The sequence below is a fragment of the Streptomyces sp. L-9-10 genome (genome assembly GCF_004151105.1).
Classification (GTDB): Bacteria; Actinomycetota; Actinomycetes; order Streptomycetales; family Streptomycetaceae; genus Streptomyces.
The window spans coordinates 38,513-52,942 of the sequence record NZ_PHRF01000102.1 but is presented as its reverse complement, the minus strand read 5'-3'; the positions used below and the strand labels follow the sequence as shown (position 1 = coordinate 52,942).

Genomic DNA, 14,430 nt, shown 5'->3' with positions numbered 1-14,430 from the left:
GGTGGCACCGCTGGCGGGGAAGGTCGTTCTCGACACGAACAACTACTACCCCGAGCGCGACGGACAGATCGCCGAGCTGGACACGGAGAAGACCACCAGCAGCGAACTCCTCCAGCGGCATCTGCCCGACGCCCACGTCGTCAAGGCGTTCAACAACATCTTCTTCCTGCATCTGACCGTACTCGCCCGGCCCACGGGCGCGGCCGACCGCACGGCCCTCCCGATCGCCGGCGACGATCCCGGGGCGAAGGCGTCCGCGACCCGGCTGCTCGATCTTCTCGGGTTCGACGCCGTCGACGGGGGGACGCTCGCCGACAGCTGGCGCTTCCAGCCCGGCACACCGGCGTATGGCATCCCGTACGCGCAGGACCCGGAGGGTCTCGCCATCGCCGACGACCCGGGCAGGAGCGCGGACGCCGCGACGCTCCGCACGGCGCTCGCCGCCGCCACCCGCGGCTGAGCCCGGTGACCCCGGCGGGTAACCCCGGCCGGGGTTACCCGCCGGGGTTCGCTACGGCCGCGCGTCCGGCATCCGTATGACCGCCGTCCCGCCGTCCAGATCCACCGTGGTCCGGTGCGGCGGGGCGCCGTCCTCCTCGTCGTCCCTGAGCAGCAGCGCCGACTGCCGCTCCTTCAGTTCGTTCTGCTTGCCCGGCGAGAAACTCGCGTGCAGCTGCTCGAACCCGGTGGCCGAGATCTGCCCCTGCCGCGCGCTGTTGCGCCACGGCAGCATGCCCGCGCGCCCCGCGCGCAGCAGCAGCTGATCGGCGAAGGCCACCGCGGTCAGCACGATGACCAGGCCGGGAAGCGTCATGAACACCACTGTCTCCATCGCTCCAGTGTGCGGGTTCACGAACTCGCCGGGAACCAGCCGGGCGCGACGGCCGACTACTGACACGAAAGCGAGTACCAGCGCTCATGTCAGGAGCCGTTGAGCTCCGGAGGAGGACAGCCGGTTTGCAGTGGTACGAGGACGACTCCCTCTGGTCCGACTTCGCGCCCACGATGTTCTCTCCCGGCCGCGCCGAGCAGGCCGCCGATATCGTGGCGAGTTCACCGCTCCTCGACTTCCCGCCCGGCTCGCGGGTGCTCGATCTGTGCTGTGGACCCGGGCTGTTCCTGGTGCCGCTGGCGCGGCGCGGCTACACCGTCACCGGTGTCGATCTCAGTCCGTCCATGCTGGACCGGGCGCGGGCCGCCTGCGCGGAGGCCGGCGCGGACGTCCGGCTGGTGCGGGCCGACATGCTCGACTACGCCGAACCGGGCTCCTTCGATGTCGTGCTGAACGTCTTCACCTCCTTCGGCTACTTCGACGATCCCGACGACAACCTGCGGGTCCTGCGCAACGCCCACGCGTCCCTCGCCCCCGGCGGCCGGCTCGTGGTGGATGTGATGGGCAAGGAGGTGCTCGCCGGCTGGATCGGGCGGCCCCAGGCCGTGGATCTGCCCGACGGCTCCTATGTGGTGCAGCGTGATGTGGTGCTCGACAGCTGGCGCCGGCTGCGCACCGACTGGACGCTGGTACGCGGCACTTCGGCCCGTACGGCGTCCCTCACCTCCTTTCTCTACAGCGCCGCCGAACTGCACGATCTCTTCGTGGCGGCCGGGTTCACGGATGTCGAGTGCTTCGGGGGCTTCGACGGCGGCGCCTACGACCAGAACTCCCGCCGGCTGATCGTCAGAGGGGTACGGAAGTGACGGGCGTACGCGTACACGAGCATGTCACCGACGCGATGAAGGCCCCGGACCTGATCCGGCTGAGCCCCAATGTGGTGCTCGCGCGCTTCGAGACGATGAAGGTCTACGCGGCGCTCGGTGCGGTCCGTACGCTGCTGCGGCGCGGCCGTATCGTGCCCGGACAGACACTCATCGACAGTTCGAGCGGTATCTACGCGCTGGCGCTGGCGATGGCCTGCCACCGGTACGGACTGCGGTGTCACATCGTGGCGTCCACCACGGTCGACGCGGTGATGCGGGCGCAGTTGGAGGTACTGGGCGCGACGGTCGACCAGATGCCCCCGTCGGAGAGTCTGCGGCTCGATCAGGAGCGGCGGGTGCGGCACGTACGTGAACTGCTGGCCCGCAGGCCGGACTTCCACTGGATGCGGCAGTACCACGACGCGGTGCACTACGCGGGTTACCAGGAGTTCGCCGAGCTGGTCACGGCGGCGCTGCCGGACCGGTCGCTGACCGTCGTGGGCGCCGTCGGCACCGGCGCCTCCACCGGCGGTCTGGTCCGGGCGCTGCGGGAGCCGGGGCACGGCTCCGGACGCGCGGTGCGGCTGGTGGGTATCCAGCCGTTCGGGAGTGTGACGTTCGGCAGCGAGCGCTTCAGCGATCCGGAGGCGATCATCGCGGGGATCGGCAGCTCGATCCCGTTCGGCAACGTCCGGCACGAGCTGTACGACACGATGCACTGGGTGGACTTCCGGCATGCCATGGCGGGCGCGGTGGGTCTGCTGCGCGAACACGCCGTCTTCGCCGGGCTGTCGACGGGCGCCGCGCATCTGGTCGCGTCGTGGGAGGCGGAGCGCGACCCGGGACGGCAGCATCTCGTCATCGGCGCGGACACCGGACACCGGTACGTGGAGCGGGTGTTCGCCCGGCACGCCGAGGCCCTGGAGCTGCGTACGCTGCGGCCGCGCAGGATCCACGCCCTCGACGACCTCGGTCCGCCGTGGTCGGTGATGGAGTGGGCGCGCCGCCCGCACAAGGAGCCCGTGGTGGCGGAAGTCGGTTCGGAAGGGGACGCGCTGTGACCATCGCCGCGCTGGAGTCACTGTCGTTCGGACTGGCCCGGATGGCCGCCGCGGCCGACGGAGCGGGGCACCGGCTGACCCTGCTCACCCGCGACCGGTCGGTGTACCGGCACGAGCTGGACACACTGCCGGACGACGCGCCGCTGTCCGTCGTCGACGTCGACACCTTCGACCCGGCCGCGACCCGGCGGGCGCTCGCCGCCCTGCCCGGACTGGCCGGCCTTCTCAACACCACGGACACGTGGAGTGTGCCGGCCGCCGCTCTCGCGGCCGAGTTCGGCCTGCCGGGGCCCGATCCCGAGGCGGTACGGCTGCTCCGTGACAAGGCACGGGTCCGCGAACTGCTGCACCGCCACGGGCTGAGCAAGAGCCCCGCCGTGCCGGTGGCGCCGGATCCGGACAGCGCGGACGAGGTGCTCCGTACGCTCGCGCCGCCGCTCGTCCTCAAGGACTCGGCGGGCACGTCGTCCCGTAACGTCTGGGTGGTCAGGGACGAGGAGGAGCTGCGCTCCGCGCTTCGCGAGTCGGCCCAACAGGCCCTCACGGGCAGGCTGTTCGCGGAGTCGTTCCTCGCCGGGCCGCTCTACAGCGCGGAGACGCTCAGCTGGGCCGGGGAGACCCGGCTGCTGGGGGTGCTCAGCCGGCAGACCTCGCGGGACATCGCCGTACGGGAGGAGGCCGCCGCCTTTCCCGTCGCGCTGCCGCCGGCCGAGCGGGGCGAGATCGAGGCGTGGGTGGGCCGGGTGCTGCGCACGGCGGGGCACGACGGCGGCTTCGCCCATGTGGAGTTCATCCTCACCGGCCAGGGGCCCGAGCTGGTCGAGATCAACCGGCGGATCGGCGGCGCCCTGGTCGGGGAGGCGCTGTGCCGGTCCCTGCGGACGAATGTGTACGAGGCGATGATCGAGGCCGCGCTCGGGCGCCGGCCCCGGCTCATGGATGAGCCACTCGACCACTCCGGCGCCGCGTGCGGTTTCGTGCTCGTCTATCCGGACCGGCCGGGGACCCTCGTGGGCTGGCAGGGGCTCGATGAGCTGGGTGCCTATCCGGGTGACGTGGGCTGGTACCCGGTCAGGGCACCGGGGGACGAGATCCATACCGTGGCCGATCAGCGCGGCTGCACCGGCATGGTGCTGGCCGAAGCGGCCACCGCCGAGCTGGCGCTGCACCGGGCGGCGAGCGCCGCGGCGCGTGTGCGTCCCGTCCTGGCTCCTGCCCGGGTCGCCGATGGCGGGACGTGAGCGCGGGCCCGCACACGCGGCCGGCGGCCGGAGAAGTGGTGGCGAGGCCGGGCACGAGCGAGCCGGCGGGAGGTGGCGGCCGAGCGGTCCGCGGTCGTTCCTGCTGGTCTGCTCGTTCCTGATCACGCTGGGCAGCTTCGCCGTACTGCCGTACATGTCGGTGCTGCTGCACCAGCGGCTGGGGCTCGGCCTGGGCACGGTCGGGTTCGTGCTCGCCGTCGCCTCGCTGGTGCAGTTCTCCGGCGGGGTGGTCGGGGGCGCTCTGGCCCGGCGGATCGGGCTGCGCGCCACGATGCTGGTGGCGCTGGCCGTGCGGACGGCGGGGTTCGCCGCGTTCGTGCCGGGGCTGAGCAGTCCGTCGGCCGCGATCGGCGCGCTGTTCCTGGTGTCGTGCGGGGCGGCGCTGTATCTCCCCGCGAACAAGGCGTATCTGGTGGAGGGGGCGGCGGAGTGGGAGCGGCCCCGGCTGCTGTCGGCGAGCGGTTCGGCGTTCAACGCGGGCATCGCGCTGGGCCCGCCGGCCGCGGCGCCGTTCGTACTGACCTCGCCGGGCGCCCTGTTCGCCGGTGTCACCGCGCTGTTCGCGGTGGTCGGGCTCGGGCACGCGCTGCTGCCGGCCGCGTCCTCCTCCGTGCCCGGCGCGAGCGATCCGCGGGCGGACGAGGATCGCGCCGTACGGGCGGGGAGTCCGGGCGGGGACGGACTGCCGTTCGTGGTGACCGTACTGAGCGTGTATGTCTTCATGTTCTTCCAGCACTATCTGGCGCTCTACGCCGTCCCCCGTACGTCGGCGTCGTTCTACGGCGCCGTGCTGATGGGGTACGCGTGTCTGCTGGTGGTCGCGCAGCCCCTGTTGTCGGAGTGGATCGCCGGGCTCTCCTACCGGCGTGCGGTGCGCGTGGGCTTCGGCGCGATGGCCGCCGGGACCGCGGTCATCGGTGCCGGTGGGCGGACGGGGATCGGCGTGGGGGCCGCGCTGATCTGTCTGGGCGAGATCGTGCTCTTCCTCAAGAACGATCTGGAGGCACTGGACCGCTCGTCCGCCGTCCCCGCCGTGGTGTTCGGCCGGCAGCGGCTGGCGGCGGGGATCGGCGCGTTCGCCAGTGGGGTGGCGGGCGGTCAGTTGTACGGCGCGGCCGAGGACATGGGGACGGCGCGCGGCTTCTGGTTCGCGGTCTCGCTCCAGGCCCTGGTCCTGCCGGTGCTGCTGGTCCCGCTGGCCGGTGCGGTGCGCCGCCGGTACGCCGGCTCCCGGCCGGAGAAGCGCACGACGGCCGACGGCGGTCCGCGCCGCACCTGAACCGGCCGACGGCGGTCCGCGCCGCACCTGAGCCCGAGGACGGCGCGGACCGGGACGCCCGTTACCTGGACGCCGCCCGGACGAGCAGCAGCCCGGGGTCACGGTCCGCCAGCCATACGGCGGTGAGGTCGCGCCGCGCCCGCGCGACCCGTGAGCGCACCGTACCGACGGGGCAGCCCGCGGCGTCGGCGGCCTCGGCGTACGAGAGCCCCAGCACCTGGGTCAGCACGAACGCCTGCCGCCGCGCCGGGTCCAGCGCGCCCAGCGCGTCGAACACCGCGACGCCCTCGTCGAAGCCGGGCAGTTGGCGCGGCTGCGCTCGCTCGGCGGCGCTCTGCCAGTCGGTGGTGTCGGCGAGCCGGGGCCGGGCGGCGGCGCCCCGGTACCGGTCGATGACCACACACCGCGCTATCGACAGCAGCCATGTGCGCGCGCAGGAGCGGCCCGCGAACTTCGCCAGGCTGGTCAGGGCCCGCAGATAGGTCTCCTGGGCCAGATCGTCGGCCCCGGGCACATCGGCTGTGAGATGAGCGACGAACCGGCGTACGTCGTCGTACGTCGCGTGGACGAACCGCTCGGCGGCCTCGCGGTCGCCACTGCCCGCTGCCAGCGCCCAGGCGGTGATCTGCCGATCGCGGTGGGCGGATCTGACGCCCGGTGAGCCGCTTTCCGGGGCGCGGGCCGTGGCGGCGGGAGTGTGGGGAACGGCGCCGGGGACGGCGCGTCTCGCGCCGCGGGCAGGGGGATTCATCGTCGGAGCAGGGCACATCGCAGATGGTCCTTCGTGTCCTCGCGGAGCCACGCCGGACGCGGTCGTCCGCGCGGCTCCATCGGTGGCCGGTCCCCCGCGGTGGCGCCGCTGGCGACCGGCATGCCTGTGAACAGGCACGCGTACGTGCCTGGAAGGACCCTCGGCCTGCACGCGCGGCACAGCGCGGACGGACGAAGGGTCAGCGAAGGGACGGAAGGACCGGCGGACCCCGGCGGGTGATGCTCCGCAGGAGGACGAGCGGGCGCGGCCCGCGCCGCGGCCTGCCCGGGGTGCGGACCGGCGTACGCGGCGCGGCGAACCCCTCGCCGGTCAGCACCCGCCAGGCGAGCAGCAGCGGTGCGGCCACGAACAGCGTGAGCGTGCGGCCCAGTTGGAGGACCGCCGACTCGCCGCGCCACAGCCACCAGCCGCACAGCAGCCCGGCGACGAAGTGGGCCGCCGCCATGCCCGAGGTCAGGGAATGGCCGTCGTAGGCCAGGACGAGCGCCAGGAGATCCTGCGGCGCCTCACCCATCCCGGAGTGGGCGTGCGCCATCGCAGTGGCGGAGCGGCCCTCCCCCGGCACCCCGACGGCGGGCGCCGCCGTCCCGGCGGGTGGCGGAAACGTATGGGTCCAGCTGAACAGCGCGTGCAGGATCAGCTGCCCCGCGGCGCTCGCCCCGGCGATGGCCAGAACCCCGCGCTCCCGCCCGGCCAGCCACCATCCGGCGCCGCCCGCCACGAGCAGGGCGAGGGCCAACGCAGGCCTGGGCAGCGGGACTTCGGAGCGCAGGGCATGTCCGAGACCGGACACCGCTACGCACACGACCGCGAAGATCGCGGCACGTGTGAGGCGGAATGCGGGCCCGGCTCCCATGGCTGACATCGTGTCACCCGGGGCCGGGCTTCGGAACAGAGCCGCTGATACGGATACGTCGATGGTTCGCCCGTTATAGAACGACACCAAGAGATGTGATCCATGTCACAGGAAGCCGCCGGGAACTTTCCCGGCCCGGCGGCCGACTGCTCCGGTATGAAGTCGTCCCCCGCGTCCGCCGTCCCCGAGCCGAGCGAGCCGGCCGAACCGGCCGAAGAGCCCGTCGCCGCCCCGGGCCGACGGCCTCCCCGGCCCACACTCCGGTCCGACCTCAGGGCGTCGGTCCCCGACGGTCTGATCGCGCTGGTGGTGACCGCCGCCGTCTTCGCGCTGCTCTACGCCCGGATCCGGGCGAAGACGTCGTCGACCGTAACCGTCATGCCCTTCATGGCGGACGCGGGCGGCTTCTGGATGTACTTCCTCAGCCAGGCGTTCGGCTGGGCGGCGCTGCTCTGGGCGTGGGGCACCGTGATTCTCGGTCTGCTGCTCTCCGGGCCCCGCCCGAAGCGGCTGCCGTTGTCAGGCCCCCGGCTGGAACGGCTGCACCGTACGACGAGCCTCAACACGATCGCGCTGATCGCCGCACACGCCCTGCTGTTCGCCGCCGAGTTGGTACGGCACGACACCGCGCGGTGGAACTCGCGGCTGTGGACGGCCTTCATCGAGGCGTTCGTGCCGGGCGGCTACGACTCGGGCACGGGGCAGATCGCGATGCCGGTCGGCCAGGCCGCGCTCTATCTGGCGGTCCCGCTGGGGCTGCTCTTCTACGTCAGACACCGCATCGGCCCCAAGACCTGGCGCGTACTGCACCGCTTCGTGATCGTCGTCTACATCCTGAGTGTCTGGCACACCCTGCTGTACGGAACGAACGTCTGGTACGACGGGTGGTTCCGCACCTCGGTCTGGCTGCTGCAACTGCCGATCGCGGCCCTGCTGCTCGTACGGCTGCTGCGTCCGGCCCGCCGCTCCGAGCAGCTGGCGCGCCCCGGCGGCGGAACCGGCACCGGGGGCGCGGGCTGGCGGACCTGGTCCGGCTGGTCCCTGCGGCTCGTCGGGCGCGTCGCCGTGGCCGGTGTCGTCGTCGCGATCCTGGCGGTCGTGCTCAGCGGGAGGGACGGCGGTCGCACCATCCCGCCCGCCGATACGTCCTCCACCCACAATCACGACTGAGCGGCTGGGAGCGGGGCCGGGCCGGTACCGTACCCGGCTCCGGGCCGGCCCGCTCCCGCGTCAGCCCGCCGCGCGGGAGAGCGCCTCGAACTCGTCGTCGGTCAGTTGGAGGGTGGCGCCGATGGTGTTCTCCTCCAGATGCGCCACCGAGGAGGTGCCCGGTATCGGGAGGACGACCGGCGAACGCCGCAGCAGCCAGGCCAGGGCCAGCTGCGCCGGAGCCACCCCGCGGTCGGCCGCGATCTTCGTCAGCGGGCTGTCGGCACCCGTGAGCGCGCCGGTCGCCAGCGGGAACCAGGGGATGAACGCCACACCCTGGGCCTGCGCGTACTCGAGCACGTCCTCGGCCGCGCGGTCGGCGAGATTGAAGCGGTTCTGCACGGACACGATCCGCGCGGTCTTCCCCGCTTCCTCCAGCTCCGCGACGGAGACCTCGCTCAGGCCGAGGTGCCGGATCTTGCCCTCGCTCTGCAGCGCCACCAGCGCCCCGAGCTGCTCCGCGAGCGGCACCTGCGGATCGATGCGGTGCAGCTGGAGCAGATCGATACGCTCCACTCCGAGATGACGCAGGCTCAGCTCGACCTGCTGGCGCAGATACTCCGGACGCCCCACCGGTACCCACTCGTCGGGGCCGGTGCGGGTGAGCCCCGCCTTGGTGGCGATCACCAGATCGCCGGGGTACGGGTGCAGCGCCTTCTTGAGCAGCAATTCCGCCGTGAAGGGGCCGTACGAGTCGGCCGTGTCGAAGAAGTTGATACCCAGTTCGACGGCGCGGTGCAGGACCCGCACGGCCTCCGCCGGATCCTCCGGGTCTCCCCAGATGCCGGGGCCGGTCAGCTGCATGGTGCCGTAGCCGAGCCGCGTGACGGGCAGATCGCCGCCGAGGAGGAACGTGCCGGACGCGTGAGCGGGCTGCTGGGTGACGGTCATGATCAGCTCCTGATCGGACTACACGTTGAGTTACCCGGGGGCAACGCGAGGAGCCGACGGGTTCGTTCCCATGGCCCGGCATCGGCGGAGCCCCGTCTTCCGCTCCCATTCTCCTCCGTACCCGACCGTCGTGCCCGTGCGGACCGCGGCGCCCCCGCGGAACCGTCGTGCCCTCCCGCGACGTTTCCCGGGCAGTGTCACCACCGGACCGAGGTGACGCGGCCCCGAGCCGGACGGACGGTACCGATGAGCGAGTTGGTTCCCGGCGGTAACATGCCCCTGCCGGACACGGAGCTGTGGTTCCGCGTCACCGGCCCCTACGATCTCTCCGCACTGATCACCGGCGACAGCGGGAAGGTCGCAGGGGACGGCGATTTCGTGTTCTACAACCAGCCGTCGGCCCCCGGTGCCCGGCTGCGCGCCGACGGCATCGGGCTGGATCCCCGGCGGCTGCGGGCCGGCGCGAGCCGGGTCACCGTGGTCGTCAGCCCGGCCGGGCCCGGCACTCCTCTCGGCCGGCTGCCCGCCCCGGCGCTGACGGTCACCGGGGCCGGCGCACGCGTCCTGGCCCGGTTCACCCCCGCGCGCCCGGCACAGGAGACGGTGCTGCTGCTGGCGGAGATCTACCGGCGCGGCGCCACGTGGAAGCTGCGCGCGCTCGGCCAGGGGTACGCGGACGGACTGGCCGGAATCGCCCGTGACTTCGGGGTCGAGGTCGCGGAGGAGGCGCCCGGCCCCGTATCGCCGTCCCCCTTCGCGGCGCCGGCCGTCGCGGTGCCTCCGGCGAGCGGTACGGAGGCGGAGTTCGAGGGGCTCGTCCGGGCCGCCCGGACCGGGGCGGGGGTCACGCCCGTGACCCTGGACGGGCGGCTCTCGGCCGCCGCGCGGGCCCACGTGGCGGTGATGGCGGGACAGCGGCGGCTGAGCGCGGACGGCCCGGACGGTCTCTCGGTCTTCCAGCGGATCACCGCGGGCGGCTACCGCTATCTCCGTATCGACCAGCAGCTGGTCTCCGGTCCGCGTACCGCCGCCGAGTTCCTCGACTACTGCCTCACCGACGGGGCGACCCGGCGCCCGCTCCACGACGCGGCCCTGACGGACGCGGGCATCGCCCGGCACCACGACTCCCGCTCCGGTGACGTCTACTGGACGGCGCTGTGGGCGGCGCCGTTCACCGCGGACGGTCTGCTGCGGACAGCGGCGGAGGTCCTCTCCCTCACCAACACCGAGCGGACCCGCGCCGGACTCCGTCCGCTGGCCGGTGACACCCGGCTGGCGACGGCCGCGCAGGCGTACAGCGCCGACATGGCCGCGCGCGCCTTCTACTCACACACCTCGCCCGAAGGGCTCGCGCCATGGGACCGCGCCGCCGCCGCGGGGGCCGCGCACCGCGGCATCGGTGAGAACATCGCCTGCGGTCAGCGCGACCCGCGCGAGGTGGTCCGGGGCTGGATGGACAGCCCCGGGCATCGGGCCAATATCCTCAAGCCCGGTTTCACCCACCTGGGAGTCGGTTTCGCGGGCGGCGGACCGGCCGGGACGTACTGGACGCAGCTCTTCGGCCAGACCTGACCGCCATGGCCGCTCGGCCAGTTCCCGGGACCGCTCAGCCGGATCGCACCGCGGTCACGGTGAAGGTGTCACCGCAGACGACCGGCGTCGAAGTCCGCAGCGTCATGGCGTCCCTGGAGCCGGGCGGATAGATCTTGAGGAGGCTGGGCGCGGCCCAGCAGGAGGAACCCTTGATGCCCTTGTTCAGGGTGTGCAGGGTGACGTCCGCGGTGCCTCCGGGAGCGAGGGTCACCGCGGGCAGCTGCTCGCCCTCGCGACTGGCCGGCCTGCCTATGGTGGCGCCGTCGCCCGCGAGCAGCGAGACACCGGGGAAGCCGCGCAGCACGCACGCGCCCGCACCGTTGTTGACGAGCCGCAGGTCGTAGCGGATATTGCCGGCGCCCGCGTTCGGGGCGCTCAGGCTCAGCCCCAGCTGGTCCGCCGTGCACCGCGGTGACGCGGCGGCTGCCTGCCCGGTACCGCTGGGCCGCGCCGAGGGCGCCGACCGTACCGCCGCCGCGGACGAGGGCGGCGCGCTGGACGCGCCGGGGGCCCCGTCGCCGCCGCTCTCCGTGGAGGTGGAGGAGGAAGCGGACGGGGCCGAGGAGGCGGATCCGCCGGAACCGTCGGGGGCGGACGCCGCGGAGCCGCCCGAGCCGCCACCGCCTCCGCACGCCGCGGTCGCGACGGCCAGCAGCGTCATGGACGCCGCCATGGCGCCCCTCCGCCACACCCGCCCGGCCCGTGCCTGCCGTGGCCTGCCCGCTTCCTGGTCCCCGACAGGGCCCCGGTGCCGCCCCGGGCCCCGGGCCTGTTCCTGGGATGACGTCCTGAAGGTCTGGAAGTGACCGGACACTCTGCCCACCTGCCCCTCGCGTCGTACGTATGCCCGTCGTACGTATACCCGCAAAAGCGAGGAGCGCTCGGACCCGCGGCGGAGCACAGCGGCCGGTGAGCCGGCCCCGAGGCGCGGCCGGGGATCATCCGCTCGGTTCCGGACCACCGGAAGGATCGACCGCGCGACGACGCCACGCTCCCGCTGACCGAGTGGCGGCCACCCCGTCCGTGACGGCGGTGGTCTCCGCCCCGGGCAGCCGCCGGACGCGGGGTCCAGGACCCGGTCCGGGCACGGATCGTGTCGTCTCCTCGGGACCCGGGGGTACGAGCAGCAGACCGAGGGTGATCCAGACGTAGGCGTTCGCGCCGAGGAAGGCGGCCGGTCCGGTCGAGTCCCAGCGCCACAGCCAGACGACACTGCTGCACAGGACGACGTACAGCGCGGCGCACACGACCAGCGACCGCCGGCGCGCGCCGGGCTCCCGGCTCAGCGCGGAGTCCGTCAGGACGAGCAGGGCCGGGATCAGCCAGACCAGGTGATGCACCCAGGTGACGGGGCTGACCAGGCAGGCGGCAAGGCCGGTGAGGGCGAACCCGGTCCTGTCGTCACCGTCGCGGACGGCGGCGCGGGCGCGGTACGCCCAGACTGCGAGAACGGCCAGGACGCACACCAGCCACACCAGCCGGCTCGGATGGTCCCCCGGCTGGAGCCGGGCCAGGACGCCTTGCAGCGACTGGTTGGAGACATAGCCGAGCGCCCCGACCCGGTCGGTGTCCCACAGGGCGCCGGTCCAGAAGGTCCGGGAGGCGCCGGGATCGATCAGGGCGGCGAGCAGGGTGGCCGCGCCCGCCGTACCCGTAGCCACCGCGGCCTGCCGCCGGCGGCCGGTGATCAGCAGATAGCCGATGAACAGCGCGGGCGTGAGCTTGATCGCGGTGGCCAGCCCGATGCCGATGCCCGCGTACCGGCCGCGCCCGGTGGCGAGCAGCCGCGCGTCGGCGAAGACGAGCGCGACGAGCAGCAGATTGACCTGGCCGAAGCTGAAGGTGTCGCGGACCGGCTCGAACAGGGCGAACAGACACCCGGCCACGACGAACACGAACCACGGCCGCCGGTCCCCGCTCCGCTCCGTACCGGTGCCCGGGTCCGTGCGCCGGGCGACCAGCCGCCGCACGGCCGGACCGGCCAGCCAGCGCAGCAGCAGCGCCGAGGCCACGGCGCTCAGCACGGCGCTGATGCCGATGGCCACATGCCAGGAGACCAGCGCCATCGGCAGCATGACCACGGCGGCGAAGGGCGGGTACGTGAAGCCGTACTGCGTGCCGGGGCGGAGATAGTCGTAGATCCGGCCGTCGTGGTGGATCCAGTCGTTGACCGTGCCGTAGTAGACGCCGACGTCGAAGAAGCCCCGGTGCAGGGGGACGGTCGCCAGGAAGACCGCGGTGGCCACGACGAGGGCCGCCGCGATGGCCGGCCGTCGTCGGGTGGTCGCCGGCATCGTCAGCGCGTCGCGTACTCGTCTCATGACGCCACCCGCGCCCGGGAGTGGACCGTGCCGGGGTCGGACATCTCGAACATCCAGTAGAGCGCGATCAGGCCGAACGCGGCGCCGCCGACGGCGAGGGTCACCTGCATGGCGTCCGGTGGATAGCCGCTGGGCAACAGGGCCGGCGCGAGTACGCCGCTGCCGGCCGCGGCCCAGCGCCGTACCCGCCCGTCGGGCGCGGCGGCGGCGATCAGGAACAGCCCCCACAGCGCGTACCACGGCCGGAAGGCCGGACCGAGCGCGAAGACCGCGAGCAGACTCAGCGCCAGTGCGTAGACCGGTCCCAACGGCACCCGGCGCAGCCAGAGCACCGCCACGGCACCCGCTGTGGCCAAGAGGCCGAACCACCGCCACGCCGGTATGGCCCGGTCGGCGAGTCCGCTGCCCACGGTGTCCAGCAGGGTGCCGGTGAGCCGACCGAGCGCGCTGGTCAGCGACCAGTTGTCGGGCGACACGGGGGTGGAGAGCGTGCCGAGCCAGCCGTAGCCGGTGCCGGTCGCGGCCGTGACGAGGGCGGTGGTGGCCAGGGCGACGGCGCAGGTCAGCGCGGTGGCTCTGACCGTACGCGCGCGGCCGGTGAGCCGGCCCGCCCACAGCGCCGCCACCGCGAGCAGCCCCAGCGCCGCGGGCGCCTTCACCAGCGCCGCCAGCGCGACGACGACCGTGGCCGTGACCGGCCGGCCGGCGAGGGCCGCCACGAGTCCGGCGCCGAGCAGGCCCAGCATGAGGGCGTCATTGTGGGCTCCCGCGATGAGGTGCAGCAGTACGAGGGGGTTGAGCGCGCCGAGCCAGAGGGCGGCGGAACGGTCGACGCCGCAGCGGTCGGCGAGCAGCGGCAGAAAGACGATCATCAGCGCGACGCCGAGCAGCGCGACCAGCCGCATGCCGAACACCCCGGCGGACAGGTCGGTATGGGCGAGACCGGACGCCCTGGCGGCGACGGCGAGAAAGACCGGGCCGTACGGGGCGGGCGTGTGCTGCCATACGGGCGCGACCTCGGTGGCGAGGGGGCCGCCCAGCTGCGCGGGCCCATGGCTGTAGACATCGATCCGGGCGTCGACCATCGCCCCCTGCGCGAGATAGCTGTACACGTCCCGGCTGAACAGGGGCGGTCCGATCAGCAGGGGCGCCGCCCAGATGGCGAGCGTCACCAGCAGTTCGCGGGGCGAGGGCGGGCGGGGGCGGCGGACCGCGCGGCCGAGCCACCACCAGGCGGCGATCAGCAGGACGAGCCCGAAGTACGCGCAGAGCACGCCCAGGGCGGCCCGGCCCGAGGAGGGCAGCGGCGCGTCGCGTACCGGCAGCGCGCCCGCGGTCAGCCCGCCGACGGTGAGCGCGACGGATCCCGCGAGCCCCAGCGTCCGGCATCGGTTCGGGTCCACATCAGCGTTCAGGGCGAGCATTCGTGGAGGCTCGCAGGAGGGGGTGGCCGGAAGACGACGTGATCACCACGGCCGGGTGGCAGGC

The 14,430-nt window shown here is 73.4% G+C and carries 14 protein-coding genes; 7 read left to right on the top strand and 7 right to left on the bottom strand.

From position 1 onward, the window contains the following. A partial coding sequence (locus CU044_RS26320) for an NADP oxidoreductase (protein WP_205124104.1) occupies positions 1–460 on the top strand: 460 nt, incomplete at its 5' end. Positions 461–511: 51 nt separating this feature from the next. On the opposite strand, the gene CU044_RS26315 is transcribed toward CU044_RS26320, so the two are convergent. Continuing rightward, positions 512–832, bottom strand: a complete 321-nt coding sequence (locus tag CU044_RS26315; RefSeq protein ID WP_129771238.1) for a DUF6191 domain-containing protein — start codon at positions 830–832, stop codon at positions 512–514. A gap of 125 nt (positions 833–957) precedes the next feature. Here CU044_RS26315 and CU044_RS26310 point away from each other — a divergent pair, with 125 nt between their 5' ends. Genes CU044_RS26310 through CU044_RS26295 form a run of 4 tightly spaced genes read left to right on the top strand, consistent with a single transcriptional unit; the run spans position 958 to position 5,300 of the window. Continuing rightward, positions 958–1,698 (top strand): class I SAM-dependent methyltransferase, encoded by a 741-nt coding sequence (locus CU044_RS26310; RefSeq protein ID WP_129771237.1) that lies wholly within the window; start codon positions 958–960, stop codon positions 1,696–1,698. 35 nt (positions 1,699–1,733) lie between these two features. Then, the gene (locus CU044_RS26305) at positions 1,734–2,759 is read left to right on the top strand and encodes a pyridoxal-phosphate dependent enzyme (protein ID WP_129771247.1); all 1,026 of its coding nucleotides are present in this window, start codon (positions 1,734–1,736) and stop codon (positions 2,757–2,759) included. Next, a complete protein-coding gene (locus CU044_RS26300; protein WP_129771236.1) occupies positions 2,756–4,000 on the top strand; it encodes an ATP-grasp domain-containing protein in 1,245 nt (414 codons plus the stop codon). The genes CU044_RS26305 and CU044_RS26300 overlap by 4 nt, the downstream gene beginning before the upstream one ends. Beyond that, positions 3,987–5,300, top strand: a complete 1,314-nt coding sequence (locus CU044_RS26295) for an MFS transporter (protein WP_129771235.1) — start codon at positions 3,987–3,989, stop codon at positions 5,298–5,300. The genes CU044_RS26300 and CU044_RS26295 overlap by 14 nt, the downstream gene beginning before the upstream one ends. Before the next feature lie 61 nt (positions 5,301–5,361). Here the strand turns inward: CU044_RS26295 and CU044_RS26290 are convergent, their stop codons facing one another. Further along, a complete protein-coding gene (locus CU044_RS26290; RefSeq protein ID WP_129771234.1) occupies positions 5,362–6,051 on the bottom strand; it encodes a sigma-70 family RNA polymerase sigma factor in 690 nt (229 codons plus the stop codon). A gap of 199 nt (positions 6,052–6,250) precedes the next feature. Continuing rightward, positions 6,251–6,928: a hypothetical protein gene (locus tag CU044_RS26285; protein WP_129771233.1), complete on the bottom strand. Its 678-nt coding sequence runs from the start codon at positions 6,926–6,928 to the stop codon at positions 6,251–6,253. Between the two features lie 156 nt (positions 6,929–7,084). Between CU044_RS26285 and CU044_RS26280 the strand changes: the two genes are divergently transcribed. Then, entirely contained in the window at positions 7,085–8,098 is a 1,014-nt protein-coding gene (locus tag CU044_RS26280; RefSeq protein ID WP_129771246.1) for a ferric reductase-like transmembrane domain-containing protein, read from the top strand. Positions 8,099–8,158: 60 nt separating this feature from the next. On the opposite strand, the gene CU044_RS26275 is transcribed toward CU044_RS26280, so the two are convergent. Further along, entirely contained in the window at positions 8,159–9,028 is an 870-nt protein-coding gene (locus tag CU044_RS26275) for an aldo/keto reductase (protein WP_129771232.1), read from the bottom strand. A 246-nt stretch (positions 9,029–9,274) separates the two neighbouring features. Here CU044_RS26275 and CU044_RS26270 point away from each other — a divergent pair, with 246 nt between their 5' ends. Then, positions 9,275–10,600: a CAP domain-containing protein gene (locus CU044_RS26270; RefSeq protein ID WP_129771231.1), complete on the top strand. Its 1,326-nt coding sequence runs from the start codon at positions 9,275–9,277 to the stop codon at positions 10,598–10,600. Between the two features lie 34 nt (positions 10,601–10,634). On the opposite strand, the gene CU044_RS26265 is transcribed toward CU044_RS26270, so the two are convergent. From CU044_RS26265 to mptB, 3 genes are all read right to left on the bottom strand, one after another. After that, positions 10,635–11,294 (bottom strand): DUF4232 domain-containing protein, encoded by a 660-nt coding sequence (locus CU044_RS26265; protein ID WP_129771230.1) that lies wholly within the window; start codon positions 11,292–11,294, stop codon positions 10,635–10,637. Positions 11,295–11,559: 265 nt separating this feature from the next. Beyond that, positions 11,560–12,915 carry a glycosyltransferase 87 family protein gene (locus tag CU044_RS26260; protein WP_240045856.1) on the bottom strand — a complete coding sequence of 452 codons (1,356 nt, stop codon included), beginning with the start codon at positions 12,913–12,915 and terminating at the stop codon, positions 11,560–11,562. 23 nt (positions 12,916–12,938) lie between these two features. After that, entirely contained in the window at positions 12,939–14,366 is a 1,428-nt protein-coding gene (gene mptB / locus CU044_RS26255) for a polyprenol phosphomannose-dependent alpha 1,6 mannosyltransferase MptB (RefSeq protein WP_193564076.1), read from the bottom strand. Between the last annotated feature and the right edge of the window lie 64 nt (positions 14,367–14,430).

Coding starts and splice junctions, on each gene's coding strand:
- CU044_RS26260 (WP_240045856.1), bottom strand. CDS start 12,915: ATGCCGGCGACCACCCGACGACGGCCGGCCATCGCGGCGGCCCTCGTC.
- CU044_RS26265 (WP_129771230.1), bottom strand. CDS start 11,294: ATGGCGGCGTCCATGACGCTGCTGGCCGTCGCGACCGCGGCGTGCGGA.
- CU044_RS26275 (WP_129771232.1), bottom strand. CDS start 9,028: ATGACCGTCACCCAGCAGCCCGCTCACGCGTCCGGCACGTTCCTCCTC.
- CU044_RS26290 (WP_129771234.1), bottom strand. CDS start 6,051: ATGAATCCCCCTGCCCGCGGCGCGAGACGCGCCGTCCCCGGCGCCGTT.
- CU044_RS26270 (WP_129771231.1), top strand. CDS start 9,275: ATGAGCGAGTTGGTTCCCGGCGGTAACATGCCCCTGCCGGACACGGAG.
- mptB (WP_193564076.1), bottom strand. CDS start 14,366: ATGCTCGCCCTGAACGCTGATGTGGACCCGAACCGATGCCGGACGCTG.
- CU044_RS26315 (WP_129771238.1), bottom strand. CDS start 832: ATGGAGACAGTGGTGTTCATGACGCTTCCCGGCCTGGTCATCGTGCTG.
- CU044_RS26295 (WP_129771235.1), top strand. CDS start 3,987: ATGGCGGGACGTGAGCGCGGGCCCGCACACGCGGCCGGCGGCCGGAGA.
- CU044_RS26280 (WP_129771246.1), top strand. CDS start 7,085: ATGAAGTCGTCCCCCGCGTCCGCCGTCCCCGAGCCGAGCGAGCCGGCC.
- CU044_RS26305 (WP_129771247.1), top strand. CDS start 1,734: ATGAAGGCCCCGGACCTGATCCGGCTGAGCCCCAATGTGGTGCTCGCG.
- CU044_RS26285 (WP_129771233.1), bottom strand. CDS start 6,928: ATGGGAGCCGGGCCCGCATTCCGCCTCACACGTGCCGCGATCTTCGCG.